Source organism: Marinobacter caseinilyticus (assembly GCF_011074955.1).
Taxonomy (GTDB): Bacteria; Pseudomonadota; Gammaproteobacteria; order Pseudomonadales; family Oleiphilaceae; genus Marinobacter; species Marinobacter caseinilyticus.
In genome coordinates this window covers 84,407-106,985 of the sequence record NZ_WUQJ01000012.1, presented here as the reverse complement: position 1 = coordinate 106,985, position 22,579 = coordinate 84,407, and the positions used below count along the sequence as shown (strand labels likewise).

General features: G+C 56.5%; 20 protein-coding genes. 13 read left to right on the top strand and 7 right to left on the bottom strand.

The features are described 5' to 3' along the window. Positions 1-9: 9 nt before the first annotated feature. The 5 genes from rng to GRX64_RS05090 all read right to left on the bottom strand — a co-directional run bounded on the left by rng (position 10) and on the right by GRX64_RS05090 (position 4,621). Positions 10-1,488 carry a ribonuclease G gene (gene rng / locus GRX64_RS05110; protein WP_166264308.1) on the bottom strand — a complete coding sequence of 493 codons (1,479 nt, stop codon included), beginning with the start codon at positions 1,486-1,488 and terminating at the stop codon, positions 10-12. Beyond that, entirely contained in the window at positions 1,485-2,093 is a 609-nt protein-coding gene (locus GRX64_RS05105) for a Maf family protein (RefSeq protein ID WP_166264306.1), read from the bottom strand. The genes rng and GRX64_RS05105 overlap by 4 nt, the downstream gene beginning before the upstream one ends. A gap of 9 nt (positions 2,094-2,102) precedes the next feature. After that, on the bottom strand, positions 2,103-2,579 hold the full coding sequence (gene mreD, locus GRX64_RS05100) for a rod shape-determining protein MreD (RefSeq protein ID WP_166264304.1): 477 nt from the start codon (positions 2,577-2,579) through the stop codon (positions 2,103-2,105). After that, entirely contained in the window at positions 2,579-3,460 is an 882-nt protein-coding gene (gene mreC / locus GRX64_RS05095) for a rod shape-determining protein MreC (protein WP_166264412.1), read from the bottom strand. Before mreC ends, mreD begins: the two co-directional genes overlap by 1 nt. Before the next feature lie 117 nt (positions 3,461-3,577). Next, entirely contained in the window at positions 3,578-4,621 is a 1,044-nt protein-coding gene (locus GRX64_RS05090) for a rod shape-determining protein (protein WP_166264302.1), read from the bottom strand. A gap of 256 nt (positions 4,622-4,877) precedes the next feature. On the opposite strand from GRX64_RS05090, the gene gatC reads away from it, so the two are divergent. The 7 genes from gatC to GRX64_RS05055 all read left to right on the top strand — a co-directional run bounded on the left by gatC (position 4,878) and on the right by GRX64_RS05055 (position 13,051). Next, positions 4,878-5,165: an Asp-tRNA(Asn)/Glu-tRNA(Gln) amidotransferase subunit GatC gene (gatC, locus tag GRX64_RS05085; RefSeq protein WP_166264300.1), complete on the top strand. Its 288-nt coding sequence runs from the start codon at positions 4,878-4,880 to the stop codon at positions 5,163-5,165. A 53-nt stretch (positions 5,166-5,218) separates the two neighbouring features. Next, positions 5,219-6,667, top strand: coding sequence for an Asp-tRNA(Asn)/Glu-tRNA(Gln) amidotransferase subunit GatA (gene gatA / locus GRX64_RS05080; RefSeq protein WP_166264298.1), 1,449 nt, complete (start codon positions 5,219-5,221; stop codon positions 6,665-6,667). 77 nt (positions 6,668-6,744) lie between these two features. Continuing rightward, a complete protein-coding gene (gene gatB / locus GRX64_RS05075) occupies positions 6,745-8,193 on the top strand; it encodes an Asp-tRNA(Asn)/Glu-tRNA(Gln) amidotransferase subunit GatB (protein WP_166264297.1) in 1,449 nt (482 codons plus the stop codon). Between the two features lie 510 nt (positions 8,194-8,703). Further along, complete coding sequence (locus tag GRX64_RS05070) at positions 8,704-9,228, top strand: PilZ domain-containing protein (RefSeq protein WP_235937520.1); 525 nt, start codon at positions 8,704-8,706, stop codon at positions 9,226-9,228. A 189-nt stretch (positions 9,229-9,417) separates the two neighbouring features. Next, the gene (cysD, locus tag GRX64_RS05065; RefSeq protein ID WP_166264295.1) at positions 9,418-10,326 is read left to right on the top strand and encodes a sulfate adenylyltransferase subunit CysD; all 909 of its coding nucleotides are present in this window, start codon (positions 9,418-9,420) and stop codon (positions 10,324-10,326) included. Between the two features lie 33 nt (positions 10,327-10,359). After that, positions 10,360-12,021: a sulfate adenylyltransferase subunit CysN gene (cysN, locus tag GRX64_RS05060; RefSeq protein ID WP_166264293.1), complete on the top strand. Its 1,662-nt coding sequence runs from the start codon at positions 10,360-10,362 to the stop codon at positions 12,019-12,021. Between the two features lie 4 nt (positions 12,022-12,025). Continuing rightward, a complete protein-coding gene (locus GRX64_RS05055; RefSeq protein ID WP_166264291.1) occupies positions 12,026-13,051 on the top strand; it encodes a nucleoid-associated protein in 1,026 nt (341 codons plus the stop codon). Positions 13,052-13,070: 19 nt separating this feature from the next. Here GRX64_RS05055 and trmH read toward each other — a convergent pair whose 3' ends face one another. After that, positions 13,071-13,781, bottom strand: coding sequence for a tRNA (guanosine(18)-2'-O)-methyltransferase TrmH (trmH, locus tag GRX64_RS05050; RefSeq protein WP_166264289.1), 711 nt, complete (start codon positions 13,779-13,781; stop codon positions 13,071-13,073). 190 nt (positions 13,782-13,971) lie between these two features. Between trmH and miaB the strand changes: the two genes are divergently transcribed. The 5 genes from miaB to lnt all read left to right on the top strand — a co-directional run bounded on the left by miaB (position 13,972) and on the right by lnt (position 19,254). Continuing rightward, the gene (gene miaB, locus GRX64_RS05045; RefSeq protein ID WP_166264287.1) at positions 13,972-15,312 is read left to right on the top strand and encodes a tRNA (N6-isopentenyl adenosine(37)-C2)-methylthiotransferase MiaB; all 1,341 of its coding nucleotides are present in this window, start codon (positions 13,972-13,974) and stop codon (positions 15,310-15,312) included. A gap of 130 nt (positions 15,313-15,442) precedes the next feature. After that, positions 15,443-16,426: a PhoH family protein gene (locus tag GRX64_RS05040; RefSeq protein WP_235937519.1), complete on the top strand. Its 984-nt coding sequence runs from the start codon at positions 15,443-15,445 to the stop codon at positions 16,424-16,426. Further along, on the top strand, positions 16,423-16,896 hold the full coding sequence (gene ybeY / locus GRX64_RS05035; protein WP_166264283.1) for an rRNA maturation RNase YbeY: 474 nt from the start codon (positions 16,423-16,425) through the stop codon (positions 16,894-16,896). Before GRX64_RS05040 ends, ybeY begins: the two co-directional genes overlap by 4 nt. Further along, positions 16,893-17,738, top strand: a complete 846-nt coding sequence (locus GRX64_RS05030) for a CorC family transporter (protein WP_166264281.1) — start codon at positions 16,893-16,895, stop codon at positions 17,736-17,738. Before ybeY ends, GRX64_RS05030 begins: the two co-directional genes overlap by 4 nt. After that, entirely contained in the window at positions 17,728-19,254 is a 1,527-nt protein-coding gene (gene lnt / locus GRX64_RS05025) for an apolipoprotein N-acyltransferase (RefSeq protein ID WP_166264279.1), read from the top strand. Before GRX64_RS05030 ends, lnt begins: the two co-directional genes overlap by 11 nt. A gap of 18 nt (positions 19,255-19,272) precedes the next feature. Here lnt and GRX64_RS05020 read toward each other — a convergent pair whose 3' ends face one another. Further along, the gene (locus tag GRX64_RS05020; protein ID WP_166264277.1) at positions 19,273-19,824 is read right to left on the bottom strand and encodes a zinc ribbon-containing protein; all 552 of its coding nucleotides are present in this window, start codon (positions 19,822-19,824) and stop codon (positions 19,273-19,275) included. A 169-nt stretch (positions 19,825-19,993) separates the two neighbouring features. Between GRX64_RS05020 and leuS the strand changes: the two genes are divergently transcribed. Further along, positions 19,994-22,579, top strand: coding sequence for a leucine--tRNA ligase (gene leuS / locus GRX64_RS05015; protein ID WP_166264408.1), 2,586 nt, complete (start codon positions 19,994-19,996; stop codon positions 22,577-22,579).

Below are 22,579 nucleotides of genomic sequence, written 5' to 3'. Positions count from 1 at the left end.
ACCGAAATCCTAAAGTAAAACTACATCATACTGTTCCTGACTATAAAACGCCTCAACCTGAAAGCGGATGGACTTGCCAATAAACGTTTCCAGGTCGGCCACATTGTCAGACTCTTCATCCAGTAATCGATCCACGACACTCTGGGACGCCATCACCAAATAGCTTTCGGCTTCATACGCCCGGTTAACCCGCAGAATCTCGCGGAAAATCTCAAAGCAAACCGTTTCACCGGTTTTCAGAAAGCCGCGCCCATCACAAATTGGACAGGGTTCACACAGTAACTGACCGAGGCTTTCAGTGGTGCGCTTGCGGGTCATTTCGACCAGACCAAGCTCGGACACTCCGGTAATCTTGGTTTTGGCGTGGTCCCGTTCCAGCATCTTCTCAAGCATTCGGTGGACTTGACGCCGGTGCTCGGCGTCTTCCATGTCAATGAAATCAATAATGATGATGCCACCAAGATTTCGCAACCTGAGCTGACGGCTGATCGCACGCGCAGCCTCCAGGTTGGTTTTGAAGATGGTTTCTTCGAGGTTGCGGTGACCCACAAACGCTCCGGTGTTGATATCGATGGTGGTCATCGCTTCGGTCTGGTCGATAATCACATAACCGCCGGACTTGAGTTGTACCTTACGACTCAGCGCCTTCTGGATTTCATCCTCAACACTGTACAAATCGAAGATTGGGCGTTCGCCCGGATAGTATTCAACTTTGTCGGAGAACTCCGACACAAATTCGCTGACAAATTGCATCACCCGTTGGTGGCTTTCGCGAGAATCAATTCTGACCTTCTCCGTCTGTGGCCGAATCAGGTCCCGGATAGTGCGGATAAACAGCGGTAAATCCTGGTAGATTACCGCGGGCACGGCCGCCGCCTTAATGCGCTCATGGATGGACTGGCTGAGCCGGTGCAGGTAGTGCATATCTGCGATCAAGTCCTCCGCTGATGCGGCTTCCGCCGCCGTGCGGATAATATAGCCGCCCTGCGGTTCGCCCTGGGCTTGCGCATTCTCTTCCACAATGGCCTTTAGCCGGGCTCGTTCGGTGTCATCTTCGATGCGCTGGGAAATACCGATATGACTCACGCCCGGCATGAAGACAAGGTACCGGGACGGCACCGACAGTTGCGTGGTCAAACGTGCCCCTTTGGTCCCGATTGGGTCCTTGGTCACCTGAACCACCAGGGATTGACCTTCCCGCAGCAAAGAACGAATATCCGGCACGGTGCGTGACACTTCCAGGTCAGGCTCGTCGGAAGCCCCATTGACAACATCCGAAGCATGAATGAAAGCGGCACGCTCCAGCCCAATGTCGACAAACGCGGCTTCCATGCCTGGCAACACCCGAACGACCTTGCCTTTATAGATATTGCCCACGATGCCCTTGCGACTGGCTCGCTCAATGTAGGCTTCCTGCAACATGCCGTTTTCGACCAGGGCGACACGGGTTTCAACCGGCGTAACATTGATCAGAATTTCTTCACTCATCCCAGCTTCTCCCCAGACTGATTCCAAACCATCCAGACCGGCTGGCCTGCCTCGGCCAGCAATGCCGCCACGTCGTCCAATGGCAGTCCGACTACTGCGCTGTAACTTCCCCATAAACCGCTGACAAATGCACCGCCACGACCCTGAATCCCATACGCGCCTGCTTTGTCCATGGGCTCGCCGGTATCGCAATAGGCCCTGATTTCGGACTCAGACAGCGCCCTGAACCTGACTTCGGTAGTGGAGACGCGGGCAAAGCAGCCGTGCTCTCCGGCAAGCGCTACCGCGGTCATCACCTTGTGGCTCCTGCCGGAAAGACTGGCAAGCATCTCTGCGGCCTGCTCTTTACCGTCAGGTTTGCCCAGAATGTCGCCGTCGCGTACCACCGAGGTATCCGAGCCGATGACCAGACTCTTTGGGTCAACGGCCAATTTCAAGCCAGCAAAAGCTTTCTCTCGCGCCAACCGCTCCACATAGTGCGCAGCGGCCTCATTCGGGGTCGGGCGTTCATCAATATCCACAGGAAAAACCGAGAACGTGAGCCCTAGCTGACGCAGTAGATCGGCTCGCCTGGGCGATGCAGAAGCAAGAATAATGGGGCGCAAAGGAGCATCCTATCCCAGTTTACGGTTCAAGTTATCCAGCAGAACACAGATGAACGGCCAGACAACGGCGCTTGTGAGCGCAGGCCAGAGATAACCAAAGCCTGCATTGTCAGCACCCAGCACTTGCTTGATAAAGTGCACAAGCATCTGGTTGATGCCCAGCAACAAGAAGACCATCAGGCACTGCTGTGGCATGGGGAACATTCTTAGTCGCTGATGGATGGTGAGGACCAGAAACGCGACCAACCCCATGGCCATGGCATTGACACCGAGCGGCGTCGCCTCCAGGACGTCCAGCAACAGACCCAAACACCAGGCCAGCAAAATGCCGAACTGGGCGGGTGCCCTGAAGGTCCAGTAAAACACCATTAGACCCAGCCACTCAGGACGGAACTCAAACCAACCTAATGGAAACAGTGAAATGCTCAACACCAGGCTCAGGATGATGCTGATGCCAAAAACCGGGTAACTGATCACCGACAGCATCAGGGCGACCCCACTGCGTCGATGTCGGTATCGGAGTCGGACAGGTTGTCGTTCAGGCGCTCTTCCCGACGCTCAACATTCGCTTGAAACACGATCAACACCATCTGGCTCCGACTCAGGTGTGCCCGCGGCTTGGCGCTGATACGAATGAATTGCTCACCGGGCTCTTTTTCAATCGACGCAACCTCGGCAACCGGATAACCCTTGGGAAATCGACCGCCCAGGCCGGAGCTCACTAACATATCGCCTTCCCGTATATCCGCTGTGTCGGGCACATGCACCAGCTCAAGATTATTGATGTCACCGTTGCCCAGAAGAATCGCCCGCAAGCCATTGCGGTTAACTTCCACCGGCACCGCATGACTGCTGTCCGAGATTAGCAACACCCGTGACGTGAAGCTGCTGGTACTGAGCACCTGCCCCATCAATCCGAAGGCGTCCAGTATTGCCTGACCGACCTGAACCCCGTCTCGGCTGCCCTTGTTAATAATCACTTCATGGGAAAAAGGATCCGGAGAGACGCCTACAATTTCGGCGACAATGACGCGATCATCGAGAACGCCCGAAGCATTAAGCAGCTCACGCAAGCGGCTATTTTCCGCCGACAACGCGGCGTATTTGAGTGCGCGCCGTTCCAGAATCAGGAGGCGTGCCTGCAGCGTCTCGTTTTCCGCCTGCAAATCATCGCGGGTAATGAACAGGCTCTTCACCCATGTCGTGAGCTCGTCGGGCACACTGCCCAGCCAAACCACGGGTGACAGTGACGTACCCAAAGAGCTGCGGACGGTGTCCAATTTACCGAAGCGGGCGTCCAGCACCACCAGTGCAATGGACAGAACAATCACCAGAAACAGACGAAACCCGGGGATAGGACCCTGCACGAAGATTGTTTTAATGGCCAATCCTCCCCGTGCAGATACGACAACCGCCGCTGCGAAGATTCGCAAGCGGCGGTTGAGTTGGGCAAGTGATCAAGCAGGCAGCCGGTGCCACCACGCTCAACCCTCCTGAGAAAACATACCAATGCCACCACGATCGATGACTTCCAGCGCTTTTCCGCCTCCGCGTGCGACACAGGTCAGCGGGTCTTCAGCGATGATCACCGGCAGACCGGTCTCTTCGCTGAGCAGTTTGTCCAGTCCACGCAGCAGTGCACCACCACCGGTCAAAACAATGCCACGCTCGGCAATGTCAGATGCCAGTTCCGGAGGCGACTGCTCCAGGGCACTTTTAACCGTCTGGACTATCTGCGCCAATGACTCCTGCAGGGCATCCAGAATTTCTTCGCTGTTCAGGGTGAACGCACGCGGCACGCCTTCGGCGAGGTTCCGGCCACGGACATCGATCTCGCGAATCTCAACACCCTCGTAAGCGCAGCCAATCTCGTGTTTGATCCGTTCAGCAGTCGATTCGCCGATCAGGCTGCCATAATTACGGCGCACATAGGTCACGATGGCTTCATCGAACTTGTCACCACCAACCCGGACGGATTCCGCGTAGACAATGCCGTTCAGTGAAATAATGGCGATTTCAGTGGTACCGCCACCAATATCTACGATCATCGAACCGCTGGCTTCCTCGACCGGAAGGCCCGCACCAATGGCCGCCGCCATGGGCTCCTCAATCAGGAACACTTCCCGGGCACCCGCGCCCAGAGCAGACTCTCTGATCGCCTTGCGCTCAACCTGGGTTGATTTGCTCGGCACACACACCAACACGCGTGGGCTGGGTGTAATAAAGCTGTTCTCATGCACCTTGTGGATAAAGTGCTGAAGCATTTTCTCCGTCACCACGAAGTCGGCGATGACACCATCTTTCAATGGCCGGATTGCCGTGATGTTGCCCGGTGTACGACCCAGCATACGTTTGGCTTCACCACCAACCGCTGCCACCGTTTTCTGGGAATTATTAGTGCGAATTGCCACTACGGAGGGCTCGTTAAGCACAATGCCGCGGCCGCGAACATAGATCAGCGTATTCGCTGTACCCAGATCAATGGACAAATCGCTGGAAAACAGACCTCGAATTCTTTTAATGAACATTCGTGTTTTTTCAACCTAAGAAAAGCAGTCGCAGAAGTGTTGCGGCAACTTTAGCAGCGAGCACCCCCACAGGCAAGGCACGATGAGGCTCCAAGTGCCGTCGTTTCAAGTAATTGCCCCTCCCGAAAGGCACCGAATCTGTTACCATACGCGCTCTATCCGGCGGTGGTTGGTTGCCCTAACGCCCGTAAACCCGGTGCCGGAACCCCGTAATATCGGGGCGTTACAGTAATTTCATTTATAGCGGAGGCAATGCGTGGCAATTTCTCGTCAGGACATTGAAAAAGTCGCCTTGTTAGCCAGAATCAAGGTCGATGAGGCGCAGGTTACGGCGCTGGAGAAGGACCTCAGCAACATTCTGGACCTTGTTGACCAGCTTCAGAGTGCCGATACCAGCCAGACCGAACCCATGGCGCATCCTCTTGACGCCGCCCAGCGCCTGCGCGCCGATACGGTCACAGAAACCGATAACCGGGCGGCTTTCCAGGCGATTGCGCCGTCCACCGAAAACGGTTTGTATCTGGTACCCCGCGTTATTGAATAGTCACCGTCACCAGTGACGACCATTATTGTTCAGGAATTTCCAGGAACCGCCCCATGCACAACAAGACCGTAGCCCAACTTTCTCATGCGCTGGAATCCGGCGAAGTGTCCAGTGTTGAACTGGCGACACACTTCCTCGAACGAATTCGCCTGCAAGACAACCGCTACAACAGCTTTATCACCGTGACCGAAGAGGCTGCCCTGGCCGATGCCCGTGCCGCCGACGAGCGCCGTAAACAGGGCAACGCGACGCCCTGGACCGGCATCCCGTTCGCGCACAAGGATATTTTCTGCACCGAGGGCGTCCGCACGACCTGCGGCTCAAAAATGCTTGAGAATTTTGTGCCGCCGTACGATGCCACCGTTACCCGCAAGCTTCGCGAGGCCGGCGCTGTGTGCCTGGGCAAAACGAACATGGACGAGTTCGCCATGGGCTCCTCTTCGGAGTCCAGCTATTTTGGAGCCACCACAAACCCCTGGGGCGAGCGCCGGGTTCCTGGCGGCTCCTCAGGCGGTTCGGCGGCGGCGGTGGCGGCCCGCCTGGTGCCTGCCGCTACCGCAACGGATACCGGCGGCTCCATTCGCCAGCCGGCGGCGTTGTGCGGCATCACCGGCTTGAAACCCACGTATGGCCGGGTCTCTCGCTACGGCATGATTGCCTTTGCCTCCAGTCTCGACCAGGGCGGCACCATGGCCCGTACCGCCGAGGACAATGCCCTGATGTTAAACGTCATGGCAGGCTTTGATCCAAAGGACTCAACGTCGATCGATCGCGAGGTACCCGACTACACCGCCTCACTGAACGATTCTCTGAAGGGACTTCGGATCGGGCTGCCGAAAGAGTATTTCACCGACCAGCTCAGTTCCGAGATGAACAACGTCGTGCGTGAGGCAATCCGCGAGTATGAAAAGCTCGGCGCAACCGTGCAGGAAATCTCCCTGCCCCACGCAGATCTGGCGATTGCGGCGTACTATGTTATTGCGCCGGCGGAATGCTCTGCCAACTTGTCCCGCTTTGACGGTGTGCGCTACGGCTATCGCTGTGAAGCCCCCCGGGATCTGATGGATCTCTACACCCGCACACGTGCCGAGGGGTTTGGCGCTGAGGTCAAACGCCGTATTCTGGTCGGCACCTATGCCCTGTCGGCAGGGTATTTCGATGCCTATTACTTGAAGGCGCAAAAAGTACGGCGCCTGATCCAGCAAGACTTCATTAATGCCTTTAAGCAAGTGGACGTCATCATGAGCCCGACGACGCCCTCACCCGCGTTTATCCAGGGCGAAAAGACCGACGACCCGGTCACCATGTACCTGGAAGATATTTTTACCATTTCAACCAATCTGGCCGGACTGCCCGCGATGTCTGTGCCTGCGGGTCTGATGGAGGGGTTGCCTGTCGGCTTACAGATTATCGGCGATTATTTCTCCGAAGCCCGGTTGTTGAACGCAGCCCATCAGTATCAGCAAGTGACGGATTGGCACCAACTCTCTCCGGACGCCTAAGCGTCGGAGCGACACTCTTTATATGGGCTTAGTTAGATGGGAGCGATCATTCCGCTTCCATCAGGAGGATATTCAGCATGCAATGGGACATTGTGATCGGGCTTGAAATTCATGTTCAGCTCGCCACCAAAACCAAGATTTTTTCCGGCACCAGCACGGCGTACGGGGCCGAGCCCAATTCCCAGGCGAGCGCAGTCGACCTTGCCATGCCCGGCACCCTGCCGGTGGCCAACGAGCAGGCTTTCAAGTATGCGGTCATGTTTGGCCTCGCGGTTGATGCAGAAATTTGCCGTCGCTCAGTATTTGAACGCAAAAACTATTTTTACCCCGACCTGCCCAAGGGCTATCAGACAACGCAGCTGGAGCGCCCCATTGTTGGCCCCGGCCATGTTGACGTTGAGCTGGCTGATGGCAGCACCAAGCGTGTACGGATACACCACGCCCATCTGGAAGAGGACGCGGGCAAATCCCTGCACGAAGATTTCCATGGCATGACCGGTATCGATTTGAACCGCGCCGGCACACCTTTGATCGAAGTGGTCACCGAACCGGATATGCGCAGCGCCGAAGAGGCGGTCGCGTTCGCCCGCAAATTGCACGGCCTGGTCACTTCGCTCGGCATCTGCGACGGCAATATGTCAGAGGGCTCGCTGCGGTTTGACGTCAACGTCTCCCTTAAGCCCGCCGGGGACGAAACCCTCGGCACCCGCACAGAAACCAAGAACCTGAACTCCTTTCGCTTTATGGAGCAAGCCATTCACCACGAAGTCGAGCGCCAGATGGACATTCTGGAGGATGGCGGCAGGATCGTTCAGGAAACCCGTCTCTATAACGGCGACACCCAGCAGTCACGTTCGATGCGCAGCAAGGAAGAAGCAAACGACTACCGCTATTTCCCCTGCCCCGACCTGCTCCCAGTTGAACTCGACGATGCCTTTATCGAAGACGCCCGCAGCCGATTACCGGAACTGCCGGATGCTCGCAAGGCGCGCTTCCAGTCTGACTATGGCTTAACCGACTACGATGCCAGCCTGCTCAGCAGCAGCGCCCGGATGGCCGCTCTGTTCGAGGAAACGGTGAGCCATGGCAAAGACGCCAAGCTCGCCGCCAACTGGCTGCTGGGCGAACTCAGCGCCCGACTGAACAGTGAAGATCGGGAGCTCGCCGATTGCCCGCTCACTGGCGGCCAACTCGGCGCCCTGATCCTTCGTATCAGCGACGGCACGGTCTCATCCACCGGTGCCAAAAAAGTCTTCGAAGGGCTGTGGACCGGCGAGGGCTCCGATGTGGATGAACTTATCGATGCCAAGGGGCTTAAACAGGTGTCCGATACCGGCGCGCTGGAAAAGATCGTGGAGGAGGTGCTCGCAGGCATGGGCGAGCAGATCGCCCAATACCAGGAAGCCGACGAAAAGAAACGCAAGAAGCTGATGGGCGGCTTTATGGGGCCTTTAATGAAAGCCTCGAAGGGCCAGGGTAATCCAAAGTTGTTCAATGAGATCTTGAAGAAAAAACTCGAACGCTAGCGCCCTCACAGACTGACCCGTCAAACTACGGCGAGTCCGCTCTGACTCCGGCACTTTGGAGTCAGAGCGTGATGTCACGTTCTGGGGAACGCCTCAATCCCTTTAGCGCAAATGCGCACCGCCTGACTCCGCCAACACTATGGCAGAAGGTCCGACCTGTCGACTCACGGATTGACCCTCGTGTTGCCGGCCCTCCGTGGCACTTGAGTCCGTCAAACCCGGTCAATTAATGTCCACGCAGACCGGGCTCATCATCACCATAGTGTCCGACCTACCCCCGCAAACTTGAAACGACGCCCGATTCTCGCCGGCCTACTCCCATTAAAGCCGGCATTGGCGGCTTACCCGCCTTTCGCGGCGACACATGTGTTGCTGATCAATTAACAAACAGCTAGACTTTCAGCTGTTTAGCTCAGGCTTGTAAAATTACGAAAAATACGACGACAATATAAAAAATTAGAAGGCACCCTCGGTGTGAGGTGCCCAGCATTCTGAGGGTTGATTAGCAACATGGGGAACAAAACAATGGTGGAGCGAACCGCATCGAAGCACGTGCATCGCAAAAAAGGTGGTGCCTCGAAGGGGCCGACACCGCCGGTTATCGAGGCGGCCCCCGCGGCCAAACGCAACACGATGAAACCAGTGGCCACTAAATCGAACTTGAGAGACCAACAGCGAGTGGAAACCTCGCTGGACGTCGTCGCCATACTCTCGGAACAAGTCACCGTCAACTGCAAGGCCACCAATGTATCCCGCGCCGGCATGATGATTTCGTGTGATGAAAAGACATTGAACCGGCTGGTCCCCAACCAGACATCCCCGGCCCCCGGTCAATGGATTGAAATTTCGACCCAGTTTTCCCTGCCTGTCGTGGCTTCCCAAAATGTCACAGTGTCGGCAGACTGCCATATTGTTTATCTGCGCAGAGTATCCCGTGACGAATTCCATGTGGGCATTCAGTTCTGCCGCTTCGAGGGTAACGGTCATCAATACGTCGACCAGTACGTCAGTCGCCAACTCTCAACCCTGAGCTGATCGCAATGGCTGACCCGTCGAAATGTACGGGCCAGCCACTCATCTCTGCATAATGTTATAGCCTCAAACTCTAGCACCCCCACTTCTTATGCTATCGCCCCGTCTGGTATAGTAGGCCACCTAATTTCGACGACAGACTCAACTTCTGTCACCTCAACACGCGCCTACGGCAAGCGGTAACAGGATACGATGACCACTTATAACCTGACGCATCTGAAACAGCTGGAAGCTGAAAGCATCCATATCATTCGGGAAGTAGCAGCCGAGTTCGACAACCCGGTTATGCTCTACTCCGTCGGAAAAGACTCCTCGGTGATGCTGCACCTGGCCCGCAAAGCCTTTTACCCAGGCAAAATACCGTTTCCGCTTATGCACGTGGACACCACCTGGAAATTCCAGGAAATGATCCGCTTCCGGGACGCCCAGGCGAAAAAGTTTGACCTGGATTTGATTGTTCATATCAACCAGGAAGGCGTGGACCAGGGCGTCGGCCCGTTCACCCATGGCAGCGCCAAACACACGGACATCATGAAAACCCAGGGCCTGAAGCAGGCGCTGAACAAATACAAGTTTGATGCCGCTTTCGGTGGCGCGCGACGTGATGAAGAAAAATCGCGGGCCAAAGAGCGCGTCTATTCCTTCCGCGACGAATACCATCGCTGGGATCCGAAGAATCAGCGCCCTGAGCTGTGGAACACCTATAACGGCAAAATCAATAAAGGCGAGAGCATTCGCGTATTCCCTTTGTCGAACTGGACCGAACTGGATATCTGGCAATATATCTACCTGGAAAATATCGAAATCGTGCCGTTGTACTACTCCGCAGAACGCCCGGTGGTGGACCGTGATGGCACGCTGATCATGGTGGACGATGACCGTATGCCACTCAAAGACGGCGAAACACCGATGATGAAGTCGGTTCGGTTCCGCACCCTGGGCTGCTACCCGCTCACCGGCGCCATTGAATCCGAAGCCGACACGTTGACCGATATCATCCAGGAAATGCTGCTGGCCAAGAGCTCCGAACGCCAGGGTCGGGTGATAGACCATGACTCCGCCGGTTCGATGGAACAGAAGAAACGCGAAGGCTATTTCTAAACAGCGGTTACCGTATTCACAGGATTTTTTACCATGTCTCACCAGTCAGACCTGATTGCAGAAGATATAAGCGCGTACCTGAAACAACACGAAGATAAAGAATTGCTACGCCTGCTGACATGCGGCAGTGTCGATGACGGCAAAAGCACCTTGATCGGCCGCCTGCTGCACGACACCAAAATGATCTACGAAGATCACATGGCCAGCCTGAAGGCTGACAGTGCCAAACTGGGCACCACCGGCGAAAAGCTTGACCTTGCGTTGTTGGTGGACGGGCTCCAGGCCGAGCGCGAGCAAGGCATCACCATTGATGTCGCTTACCGTTATTTCTCGACTGACAAGCGTAAGTTCATCATTGCCGACACACCGGGCCATGAGCAGTACACCCGCAACATGGCCACCGGTGCTTCAACCGCGCAGCTGGCGATCATGATGATAGACGCCCGTCATGGCGTGCTGACGCAAACTCGGCGACACTCCTTTATCGCATCCTTGTTAGGTATTCGCCACATTGTGGTCGCGATCAATAAAATGGACCTGGTGGATTACAGCGAAGAGCGCTTTGAAGAAATCAAGCAAGACTATCTGGCGTTCGCCAACAAGCTTGGCCTTAAAGACGTTCGCTTTGTGCCCATTTCAGCGCTCGAGGGCGACAATGTGGTTGCCCGCAGCGACAACATGCCCTGGTTTTCCGGCCAGCCAATGATGGAAATTCTTGATACCGTGGAAGTGTCCCGCGACAAGAATCTTGAGCATTTCCGGCTTCCCGTACAGTACGTTAATCGCCCCAACCTGAACTTCCGCGGCTTCTGCGGCACCATAGCGTCCGGCGTCGTTCGCCCCGGGGATACGGTGATGGCGCTGCCCTCACGCCGCACCAGTACCGTTAAGGAAGTGGTCACGTTCGATGGCAATCTTGAGGAAGCCTATATCGATCAGGCCGTTACTCTGACCCTGAACGATGAGATTGACGTCAGCCGTGGTGACATGCTCGTCAAACCAGAAGACGAGCCTCTGGTAAGCAATCGCTTCAACGCCAACGTGGTGTGGATGATTGATCAGCCGTTGGAAACCGGCCGCTTGTACGACATCAAGCTGGGCCCGACGTTCACTTCCGGCTCCATCCGGCAGGTTGCCTACCGCACCGACGTCAACACCCTGGAGCGCCAAAGCGGCGTTACTTCGCTGGCTCTGAATGAAATTGGCCTCTGTGAACTCACGCTGAGCCAGCCCGTGGCCTTCGATCCTTACCCCCGCAACCGCGCCACCGGCGGATTCATCGTGGTTGACCGCCTGACCAACGTCACGGTTGGTGCCGGCATGATCAGCGGGCTGGCCAGCGCCAGTGACGAGGCACTGGACCCGGTGAGCCCTGACGAGCGTGCCCGCCGTCTGGCCCAGCAGCCTCTGATTATCGGCTGCGCCGGCAAGCTTGCGCAAGAGCTTGCACTGGCTGTCGAACGCGCACTGTTTGACCTTGGCAAGACCTCGGTGGTGCTGTCCGAAGACAACGCCGGCAACGCCGATGATCGCTGCCGCACCGCACAATTGCTGACCGCTCATGGCCTGATCGCTGTCGCGGTTAACATCGGCACAGACGTTGCGAGCGCCTCCGCGCGTGCGGATGACACCAAGGACATCGGCAAAGCCGTGGCAGAGCTGATGCAGGCTCTGACCCACGACAAGCGCCTGTAACCCGATGGCCATCAAACAACTGCGAACACTGTTTGCCAGCCAATTGCAACCTGGCCAACCTGCTCAGGTTCGGCCAGGGTCAACACTGACGGAGCCCGGCGGCGATTACGAAGCGCTTCATAAACAGATGAAGCGGCTGTTCAACGCCAAGCCCGGTAAAAAGTACGGGCGCTTCTCGGAAGACCTTGGCGAGTCCCCTTTGAGCGCCTGGCTGAAGGATTGCCTTGAGGACAAACAGACCTTTGCCTCCCTGACCGACCGCCTGTTCGGCCAGTGGCAGGAGCTGCTCAATGGCAGCCAGGAAGAACACCAAGGCCATCTGATGCTGGTGCATGAAGCCCTGGCCGACAGCGACGCAATCTATCTGTTGATCCTTGAAAGTGACAGCGCACTGCGTTTTGACGGCACTCAGGCGCTGGATGGAACGGATGTGCTGAGTCTGTCCCGGCTGAATCTTGCCCTGCGCATCGAGCTTGATGACTGGCTGTCCGATGAGCCCGGTCAGAACTACCTGACACTGGTGCACGCCCGCGGCACCGGAGAAATCGGCGACCTGTTTATCCGGCTGGCCGGCTTCACCAACCAGGTGGACGTTGAAAAAGAGACACTGACCTTTCTCGATGCGGTTGAGGCCTTTGCACGCCAGGCCGAGGCACCGGAGGAAGCTGGCAAAGTACGGACCCGAGCCTACGAATTCTGCAAAGAACAGCACGCTCTCGGTGAGCCTGTGGCCGTTGAGGCTCTGTCCGGCTACCTGGATGAAAACCAGCCCGATCGTTTTAAAACATTCGCGGCAGAAGCACAGGACTTGCCGGAAGGTACGGTGCTGCACCCGGACCACCGAAAGGTGAAGAAGCTGGTGCGCATTGCCGGTTCCGGCGGAGGCATGAGCGTATCTTTCTCATCGGACCTAGTGAACCAGGCTATCTATTACGATCGCGACAAAGATGCCCTGACCATAACGCGTCTGCCCAAAGCGTTGCGGGAGCAGCTTCAGAAATACCTCGAGGCCCGGGACGATACTCACTGACCCTTCCGCATCACCCGGATCAGAAATCAGACGCTGCATCCGGATGTCTGAGCTTGCGTACTGACGCCATCCAACCGACCCCATCCACCAGGTCTCCGGTGTCTGGATCGAACGGCGGGTAAGGTAACCGGCGATCGTCGCAATAGCGTTTAATCTGCGGATGGCACCACCGAAACAACAAGCGATTGTATTCTTCCGCCGGCAGCCTGCATTGATCGAACAAACCGGCCCCGGCTCGCTGACGCTGCGCTTCAGCCAAGATAATGGCGCAGGCGGCCGACACGTTGAGCGACTCCACCATCCCCATCATCGGGATAATGACATGTTCGTCAGCCTGCTCTGCCGCTTCCGGACTGACCCCATCCACTTCATTGCCCATGATCAACACGCAGGGCACGGTGAAATCGGCGTCGCGATAATCAATGGCACGCTCTGACAGTTGTGCCGCCACCAGTTTGTGGCCCTGACTTTTCAGTGCCGCGGTGGCGTCGCGCATGGTTCGGTGGGTACGGGTGGTAACCCAGTGCTGACTGCCGCCCGCGGTCTTACGGAATGCTTTGTACCCTTGCCGGGGCCAAACCGCGTGCAGGTTAGCCACGCCAAAGGCATCACAGGAGCGGATAATGGCAGACAGGTTGCGAGGTTTGTGAATCTGATCGGTCAACACGCACAGATCTGGCTGGCGTCGGTTCAGTGTCTGCTTAATTCTGGCGAGGCGTTCCGGGGTCATGGCGGATCCTGGTCTCCAAAAAGGTCCGGAGCGAAATAATAACACATGGGTCGATTACCCAATCGGCCCGAATTCATGGCCCAGAAGGCTGGTTGCAGATTGATCAGATCGTTATAATGGCCAGTTACTTTACAGAGGTGCCTGCCTTGTCCGTGGCGGCACCGACACCCATCGACGTAATTTGAGACTCATGGCCAAAAAGCTATTTATCAAGACCCACGGTTGCCAGATGAACGAATACGATTCGTCTCGCATGGCAGACTTGCTTCAGTCCGGTGAGTCGGTTGAGATGACCGACTCAGCCGATGATGCCGACATCCTGCTGCTGAACACCTGCTCGATTCGTGAAAAAGCCCAGGAGAAGGTGTTTCACCAGTTGGGGCGCTGGAAGGGTCTGAAAGCCAAGAACCCCGATCTCATTATTGGCGTTGGCGGCTGCGTTGCCAGCCAGGAAGGTCAGGCCATCATCGACCGCGCGCCCTATGTCGATATGGTGTTTGGTCCCCAGACCTTGCACCGGCTGCCGGAATTGATCACCCAAGCGCGTCACGGCGGCGTTGGCGTGGTGGACGTCAGTTTTCCGGAAATTGAAAAGTTCGACAACCTGCCATCACCCGGGGCCGACGGTCCGTCGGCTTTTGTCTCGATCATGGAAGGCTGCAGTAAATACTGCACATTCTGCGTGGTGCCCTACACCCGCGGCGAAGAAGTCAGCCGGCCCGTCGACGACGTACTGGCGGAAGTTGCCCACCTGGCGAGCCAGAACGTACGCGAAGTCAACTTGCTGGGCCAGAACGTCAACGCGTATCAGGGCGAGACCCACGAAGGCGATGCCATGGACCTGGCGGAATTGATCACGCTCATCGCGACCATCGACGGCATCGACCGCATTCGCTACACCACCTCCCACCCGGTGGAGTTTTCAGACGCGTTGATCAAGGTCTATGAGCAGGTGCCCGAATTGGTCAGCCACCTGCACTTGCCGGTACAAAGCGGTTCCGACCGCATTCTGGCATTGATGAAGCGTGGCCATACGGCGCTGGAATACAAATCCAAACTGCGCCGTTTACGGGCAATTCGTCCGGACATCAGTTTTTCGTCGGATTTCATCATTGGCTTCCCGGGGGAAACGGAAAAAGATTTTGAGGCGACCATGAAGCTGATCAATGACATCGGCTTCGACGCGTCGTTCAGTTTTGTTTACAGCGCACGCCCGGGCACCCCGGCGGCCGATCTGCCGGACGACACCGCCATGGGCATCAAAAAGCAGCGCTTGAGTATTCTGCAGCAACGTATTAGCCAGCAAACCCATGACATCAGCCGCAAAATGGTCGGCTCGACGCAGCGGATTCTGGTCACCGGCCTGTCCAAAAAAGACCCCGGGGAGTTTGCCGGCCGTACCGAGAACAATCGGATCGTCAATTTCCGCACCGACAATCCCAATGTCATTGGCCACTTTATAGACGTTGAAATTCGCGAAGCATTGCCCAATTCTTTAAGGGGAGTGCCGGTTAATGATCGGCTTTTCTGACCACTCCGGACCGCGTTGATTACACTGGATGGCTCGGCAGTTTGCGGGGCCAAGCCACCGATTCCGTAGTGTTTCCTCTGATTCATCCGATAACCAGGCAGAGGCGACACTATCCAATTATGGGGACACTTTGAAAACCACCGAATCCAAACAATTTGACCTACACCCTGTCGACCAGCGCCGATTGGCCACTCTGTGCGGCCAATTCGATGAACACCTCAAGCACATAGAGCGCCGCATGAACGTCCGGATCGGACGTCGCGGGCACCACTTCAAGGTGGAGGGTCAAGCCGAACACGCCACCGCCGCCGCCGAAGTCGTGCGCCACCTGTTCCGCGAGACCGAAGCGACGGACGATATTACCCCGGACACCGTGCACCTGTTCATTCGGGAGTCGGGGTTTGAGCGTCTGCCGGATGAGATCCCCTACGACGGCAGCCAGATCATTATCAAGACGCCCAAGATTCAGGCGCGTCCCCGTGGCGCCAACCAGCAGCGCTATGTCCACAGCATCCGTAGCCACGACATCAATTTCGGTATTGGCCCGGCCGGTACTGGTAAGACCTGGCTGGCGGTCGCCTGCGCCGTCGAAGCCCTGAAAGATGAACAGGTCAAGCGCATCATGTTGGTTCGACCGGCGGTCGAGGCCGGTGAAAAACTGGGGTTTTTGCCCGGCGACCTGGCACAGAAAGTGGACCCCTATCTGCGCCCTCTGTACGACGCCCTCTATGAAATGCTGGGCTTCGACCAAGTCACTCGATTGATCGAAAAGAGTGTGATCGAAATTGCGCCACTGGCTTTTATGCGCGGCCGTACACTGAATAACTCGTTCATTATTCTCGACGAGAGTCAGAATACGACCCGGGAGCAAATGAAAATGTTCCTGACCCGTATCGGCTTTGGCTCGACGGCGGTCATTACCGGCGACACCACCCAGGTGGACCTGCCCAAAGGGCAGAACTCCGGTTTGATCCACGCGGCGGGCGTGCTGAGCAATGTCGCAGGCATTGGCTTTACCCGTTTTGAAGCCAAAGACGTCGTCCGTCACCCGCTGGTGCAGCGCATTGTCGAGGCGTACGACTCATTTGAAGAACATGGCGGCAAAGGCCAATGACCGAATTGCTGGTGGACATACAACGGGTGCACGAAGGCCCCGGCATTCCTGACGATGACGCCTTATCACGCTGGGCCATTGCAGCCTGGCGCCAGGCGCAGGCATCCGAGGTTACCCTGCGCGTTGTGGGTCGCGAAGAAAGCGCGGAGCTCAATGGCCAATACCGCCACAAGTCCGGCCCAACCAATGTGCTGTCCTTCCCATTTGAAGCGCCAGCCGGTATAACGGTTCCGTTAGCCGGTGACCTGGTGATTTGTGCGCCCGTGGTAGCCGCAGAGGCGCTAAAACAGGAAAAGACGCTGACAGCACACTGGGCACACATGGTGATACATGGCATGCTTCATCTTCAGGGCTACGATCATCTGAACGATGACGATGCCGCGATTATGGAATCCCTTGAGGTGCAGCTATTGGATGAGCTGGGCTTCGGGAGCCCTTACGAATCAGAGGAAACGGAACAAGACTCATGAGCGACGATCAGTCGAGTCGCAGTCAGGGCGGCAAGTCCTGGCTGGAACGCATTTCACAGGCTTTTTCCAACGAGCCAGAAACCGTCGAAGATGTGCTGGAAATACTCCGCGACGCAGAAACCCAAAACATTATCGATGTCGATGCCATGAGCATCATCGAAGGTGCGATGCAGGTCATCGACATGCGGGTGGAGGAAATCATGATTCCTCGCTCCCAGATGGTGACTGTGAAAGCGTCGCAGGAACCCAAAGCGTTTTTGTCAGACATCATGGAGTCCGCCCACAGCCGGTTCCCGGTCATCGGGGACAGTCCGGACGACGTAATTGGCGTGCTGCTGGCCAAAGACCTGCTGCCACTGGCACTCAACAACGATCTCAACTGGACTAAAATCCGGGAGATTCTGCGCCCGCCCTCCTTTGTCCCCGAAAGCAAACGCCTGAACCAGCTCCTGAAAGAATTTAAGGAAACTCGTAACCACATGGCCATCGTCGTGGACGAGTACGGTGGCACCGCTGGGCTGATTACGATCGAGGATGTGCTGGAGCAAATCGTGGGCGAAATCGAAGATGAACATGATTTCGATGAGGAAACCCACATCAAAGCGCGCGGCGATGGCAGTTTTGCGGTCAAGGCCATCACGCCTATTGACGATTTCAATACGTTTTTCCGCACCGAACTGGATGAAGAAGAGTTCGATACCATTGGCGGTATCGTGCTGAAGGAATTTGGTCACCTGCCCCGGCGCGGAGAATCCGTGGAGTTCGGCGGTCTCGCCTTTACCATTGCCAATGCTGACAACCGCGTCATTCGCTTGTTACAAGTGACGCGTAGTGACGGATAGTCCTCAACCCCCGGGACTATCCTGGTTGCACATTACGGCCCTGGTGCTCGCCGGGGGCCTACAAACCCTGACCTTTTCACCCTTCAACTGGTGGTGGCTGGGTCCGGTTTCCATTGCCGTCATAGCCTTGATCTGCCTGCCACTGGCCCCTCGCCTGCTGTTCCGGGCCGGCTGGCTGGTCGGGGTGGGGCTGTTTGGGTCTGGGGTGTCCTGGGTCTACGTCAGTATCAGCGAGTATGGCAACACCTCCATCCCCGTCTCGATCATACTCACCACGATTTTTGTCACCGGGCTGGCACTGTTCCATGGCCTGGCTTTCTGGGCCTGGGGCAAACTGGCCAGCGACAGCAAAGCGCGCCGGCTCCTGTTACTGCCAGCTATCTGGGTGCTGGGTGACTGGGTTCGCAGCTGGCTGTTAACCGGCTTCCCCTGGCTGTATCTGGGCACCGGTCAGGTGGACGGACCGCTGGCCGGCTACGCGCCGGTGGTTGGTGTGCAAGGGCTGACCTTTTGGATTGTCATCAGTGGTGCAGTCATTGCGGCCTGCTATCCCCTGCTGCAATCTAAACGCTATAAGCCGGTCGCGGCCTTGCTGCTGGCAGGTCTCATACCCTGGATAACCGGGCCCTCGCTGAATAATACGCAGTGGACCACACTGGGGGAAACACCGCTCACCATCTCCGCCATGCAAGGCAATGTGCCGCAGCAAATCAAGTGGGACCCCGATTTTCTGAAAGACCAGATCGTGACGTATCTCGGCCTGACAGAGGACGACTGGAACCGGGACTTGATTCTGTGGCCAGAGACCGCTATCCCGATTCCGCAAGACCAGGCCGGCAAGGTCATTGATTACATCAGGACCGAATTGGGTTCAGGCAGCACCCTGATCACTGGCATCCCCTGGTACGGTTTTAGTGATGAACTGGAAGACTTTACCTACCGCAACAGCATTATGGCGATCGGCAACGGGTCTGGTTTGTACCAGAAACAAAAGCTGGTTCCCTTTGGCGAGTACGTCCCTCTGGAGCAGTGGCTGCGGGGCCTGATCGGCTTTTTCAATCTGCCGATGTCGAGCTTCTCCCGGGGACCAGGCAATCAGCCTCCGCTGAGTGTTGGCGATCACCGTGTGATGCCATTCATATGCTACGAAGTTGCCTACCCGGACTTTGTTGCGTTCAGCGCGCGCAACACCAACCTGCTCATTACCATCAGTAATGACGGCTGGTTCGGACACTCGCTTGGACCATTGCAGCACCTGCAAATTGCGCGCATGAGGGCACTGGAAACCGGGCGTTTCATGCTCCGGGGCACCAACAATGGCATCACAGCGATTATTGACCACAAGGGGCAGATCACCGAGACCATTCCGCAGTTTACCCGTGACACCTTGCGGGGCGAAGTTTACCCCGTCAGCGGTAATACGCCGTTTATGGAATCCGGTTCCTGGCCGGCCCTGACACTGGCGGCGATACTGATCGTCTTCGTTCGTAAACGGACAATACCCCCCATTGCGTGAGCGGCTCAGGACAACGCGTTACTCATTTTCATCGTGGGGCCATCGACTGGTAATTCGTTCAAAATAATGAGAATTACACGCCTCACACGGTTCGATATGGCTGGTTTTGGTCAGGCAACGCATATGGCCACAGGACAAACAGCGCAACACCCCAGCGGTGGCCACCTCACCGCTGATGTAGTGGCTGACGTCTTTGTTGTGAATTTTCTGGTCGAGCTCCAGCGTATCCAATTGGCTTTTATCCGCTATGGAGAACAGCATATCCGACAGCTGACGCTCAACCAGCGACAAGTCCAGCCGCAACCACTCCCCGACCCCTTCGCCGGTTTCGTCAACAAAGTGCAGTAAATGTTCAAGGTCACGACGCAAATAGGCCGCCAGCAGGTTGATTTCGTCGCGGGTCATTTCCTCGAGTTCATTCTCAAACTCAACGGCGTTCTCGATTTCCTCCCTGAGGCTTTCCCGCGTCCGATTTTCCAGTTCCCCCAGCCGGGCTTCCACTCGCTCCATCATCCGGTTATAGACCTTTAGCGCCTGGCCTGAAAATGCATTCCGCTCGTGATTCGCCATGACCTCACCTCGTCTGGTTGTCCTTCCTTCAGTCTGGCACAACTCGCCTACCTTTCCAGGCTACCTGTAATGGGCTTGGTGCGTTAGAATGTTCGACCGCTCCGCAAATCGTTTGGGTGACATTTTTACACTCAGTTTTCACTACAGGGTAATTTCAGTAATGGCAGGAATGGACGAGCAATACAGCCCCCGCGACGTTGAACAAAACGCTCGCAAGTTCTGGGATGACCACAAGACTTTCAGCGTGAAGGAAGAACCGGGTAAACCCAAATACTATTGCCTGTCGATGTTTCCTTATCCGAGCGGCAAACTTCACATGGGCCACGTTCGCAATTACACCATTGGCGACGTTATTTCCCGTTATCAGCGCATGCAAGGCAAAAACGTCATGCAACCCATGGGTTGGGATGCCTTTGGCCTGCCCGCTGAAAATGCCGCCATCAGTAATAAGACCGCGCCGGCCAAATGGACCTACTCGAACATCGAGTACATGAAAACCCAGCTCAAACAACTGGGATTTGGCTACGACTGGGATCGTGAGCTGGCGACCTGTAAACCAGACTACTATCGCTGGGAGCAGTGGTTCTTTACGCGCCTGTTCGAGAAAGGCCTGGTGTACAAGAAAATGTCCACCGTGAACTGGGACCCCATCGACCAAACCGTACTGGCCAATGAACAAGTGGTCGACGGTCGCGGCTGGCGCTCCGGCGCCCTGGTGGAACAAAAGAAAATTCCCCAGTGGTTTATTCGCATCACTGACTATGCCGAAGAGCTGCTTGCGGATCTGGACGAGCTGGACGACTGGCCCGAACAGGTCAAAACCATGCAGCGCAACTGGATTGGCAAGTCCACCGGCACCGAGCTGACGTTTACCCTGAAAGACCGCGACGACGTTCTCACCGTGTATACCACCCGGCCGGACACCCTCATGGGGGTAAGCTACATGGCACTGGCCGCAGAGCACCCACTGGCCAAAGTGGCGGCCGCGCGAAGCCGTGACGTCGCAGAATTTGTCGAGCAGTGCCGTAACAGCAAGACCGCCGAAGCAGATATGGCAACGATGGAGAAAAAGGGCGTGGATACGGGCTTTAAAGCCGTTCACCCGCTGACACAGGAACTGGTTCCGGTCTGGGTCGCCAATTTTGTCCTGATGGAGTACGGCACCGGTGCCCTAATGGCCGTACCAGCCCATGATGAGAGGGACCATGAGTTTGCCCTCAAATACCGGCTGCCCATCAAGCAGGTGATTGCGCCAACGGACAACCGGGAAATTGACACCCATGAACAGGCCTTCACGGAAAAAGGCATCCTGGTGTCATCCGGAAAGTATAACGGTCTGACCAGTGAAGAAGCCTTCGACGCCATCGCGGACTTTCTGGAAAAAGAAGGCATTGGCAAACGCACGGTCAATTACCGACTGCGGGACTGGGGTGTGTCGCGGCAACGTTACTGGGGTGCGCCCATTCCCATGATGACCCTGGACGATGGCACCGAACGCCCCGTACCGGACCATCAACTTCCGGTCATCCTGCCCGAAGATGTCGAGATGGACGGTGTCAAATCACCCATCAAGGCCGACCCCGAGTGGGCGAAAACAACCTTCGAGGGCCAGCCCGCCACGCTGGAGACCGACACCTTCGACACTTTTATGGAGTCGTCGTGGTACTACGCGCGATTCTGCAGCCCAAACTACGACAAAGGCATGCTGAACCCGGATGCGGCCAATTACTGGCTGCCGGTGGATCAGTACATTGGCGGTATTGAGCACGCCATCCTGCATCTGCTGTACGCGCGATTCTTCCATAAAATGCTCCGCGACGTCGGCCTGGTCAACAGCTCAGAACCCTTCAAACGCCTGCTGTGTCAGGGCATGGTTTTGGCAGAAACCTATTACCGTGAAGATGTTAAGGGCGGCAAAATCTGGATTGCACCCACAGACGTCAGCCTGAAGAAGGACGACAAGGGCCACGTAATCCAGGCCGTTCATAAAACGGATGGCCAGCCGGTGTTGGTCGGTGGCACCACCAAAATGTCCAAGTCCAAGAATAATGGCATCGACCCCCAAGCCATTATCGACCAGTTCGGCGCCGACACCGTGCGCCTGTTCATGATGTTCGCTGCCCCGCCGGAGCAATCCCTGGAATGGTCCGACAGCGGTGTCGAGGGCGCGAATCGCTTCCTTCGACGCTTATGGCGCATGGTGAACGAACATATAGCGGGCGGTGAAAGTCCGGCGCTTGACGTCAAAAGCCTGAACGAAGGCCAGAAAGATGTTCGCCGCAAGACCCATGAGACCATCGCCAAAGTGTCAGACGACGTTAGCCGCCGCATCACGTTTAACACCGCGATTGCCGCCGTCATGGAACTGCTGAACGAGGTAAGCAGGTTGACCAGCGACTCACCACAAAGCCGGGCGGTGACACAGGAAGCCCTGGAGACGGCAGTCTTGATGCTGTCCCCTATCACTCCCCATATTTGCCATTCGCTCTGGTATGCCCTTGGGCACTCAGAGGCCGTAGTAGAGGCCAAATGGCCGGAGGCCGATCCAAGTGCCATGGTCAGAACCAGCATTCAGGTAGTGCTGCAGGTAAACGGTAAAGTCCGCTCCAAGGCGGAAGTGCCGGCCGATATTGATAAGGGTGCCCTGGAAACCCTGGCGTTGGAAGACGAAAACGTCGCCCGTTTCACGGAAGGCAAAACCGTCCGAAAAATCATTGTCGTCCCGGGCCGGCTCGTCAACGTGGTAGCCAACTGA

Bases quoted from the DNA above. Each gene is read 5' to 3' on its own strand.
- cysD (WP_166264295.1), top strand. From the start codon at position 9,418: ATGACCACTTATAACCTGACGCATCTGAAACAGCTGGAAGCTGAAAGC.
- gatA (WP_166264298.1), top strand. From the start codon at position 5,219: ATGCACAACAAGACCGTAGCCCAACTTTCTCATGCGCTGGAATCCGGC.
- GRX64_RS05090 (WP_166264302.1), bottom strand. From the start codon at position 4,621: ATGTTCATTAAAAGAATTCGAGGTCTGTTTTCCAGCGATTTGTCCATT.
- miaB (WP_166264287.1), top strand. From the start codon at position 13,972: ATGGCCAAAAAGCTATTTATCAAGACCCACGGTTGCCAGATGAACGAA.
- leuS (WP_166264408.1), top strand. From the start codon at position 19,994: ATGGACGAGCAATACAGCCCCCGCGACGTTGAACAAAACGCTCGCAAG.
- cysN (WP_166264293.1), top strand. From the start codon at position 10,360: ATGTCTCACCAGTCAGACCTGATTGCAGAAGATATAAGCGCGTACCTG.
- rng (WP_166264308.1), bottom strand. From the start codon at position 1,488: ATGAGTGAAGAAATTCTGATCAATGTTACGCCGGTTGAAACCCGTGTC.
- gatB (WP_166264297.1), top strand. From the start codon at position 6,745: ATGCAATGGGACATTGTGATCGGGCTTGAAATTCATGTTCAGCTCGCC.
- GRX64_RS05020 (WP_166264277.1), bottom strand. From the start codon at position 19,824: ATGGCGAATCACGAGCGGAATGCATTTTCAGGCCAGGCGCTAAAGGTC.
- GRX64_RS05055 (WP_166264291.1), top strand. From the start codon at position 12,026: ATGGCCATCAAACAACTGCGAACACTGTTTGCCAGCCAATTGCAACCT.
- trmH (WP_166264289.1), bottom strand. From the start codon at position 13,781: ATGACCCCGGAACGCCTCGCCAGAATTAAGCAGACACTGAACCGACGC.
- ybeY (WP_166264283.1), top strand. From the start codon at position 16,423: ATGACCGAATTGCTGGTGGACATACAACGGGTGCACGAAGGCCCCGGC.
- mreD (WP_166264304.1), bottom strand. From the start codon at position 2,579: ATGCTGTCGGTGATCAGTTACCCGGTTTTTGGCATCAGCATCATCCTG.
- GRX64_RS05030 (WP_166264281.1), top strand. From the start codon at position 16,893: ATGAGCGACGATCAGTCGAGTCGCAGTCAGGGCGGCAAGTCCTGGCTG.
- GRX64_RS05070 (WP_235937520.1), top strand. From the start codon at position 8,704: ATGGGGAACAAAACAATGGTGGAGCGAACCGCATCGAAGCACGTGCAT.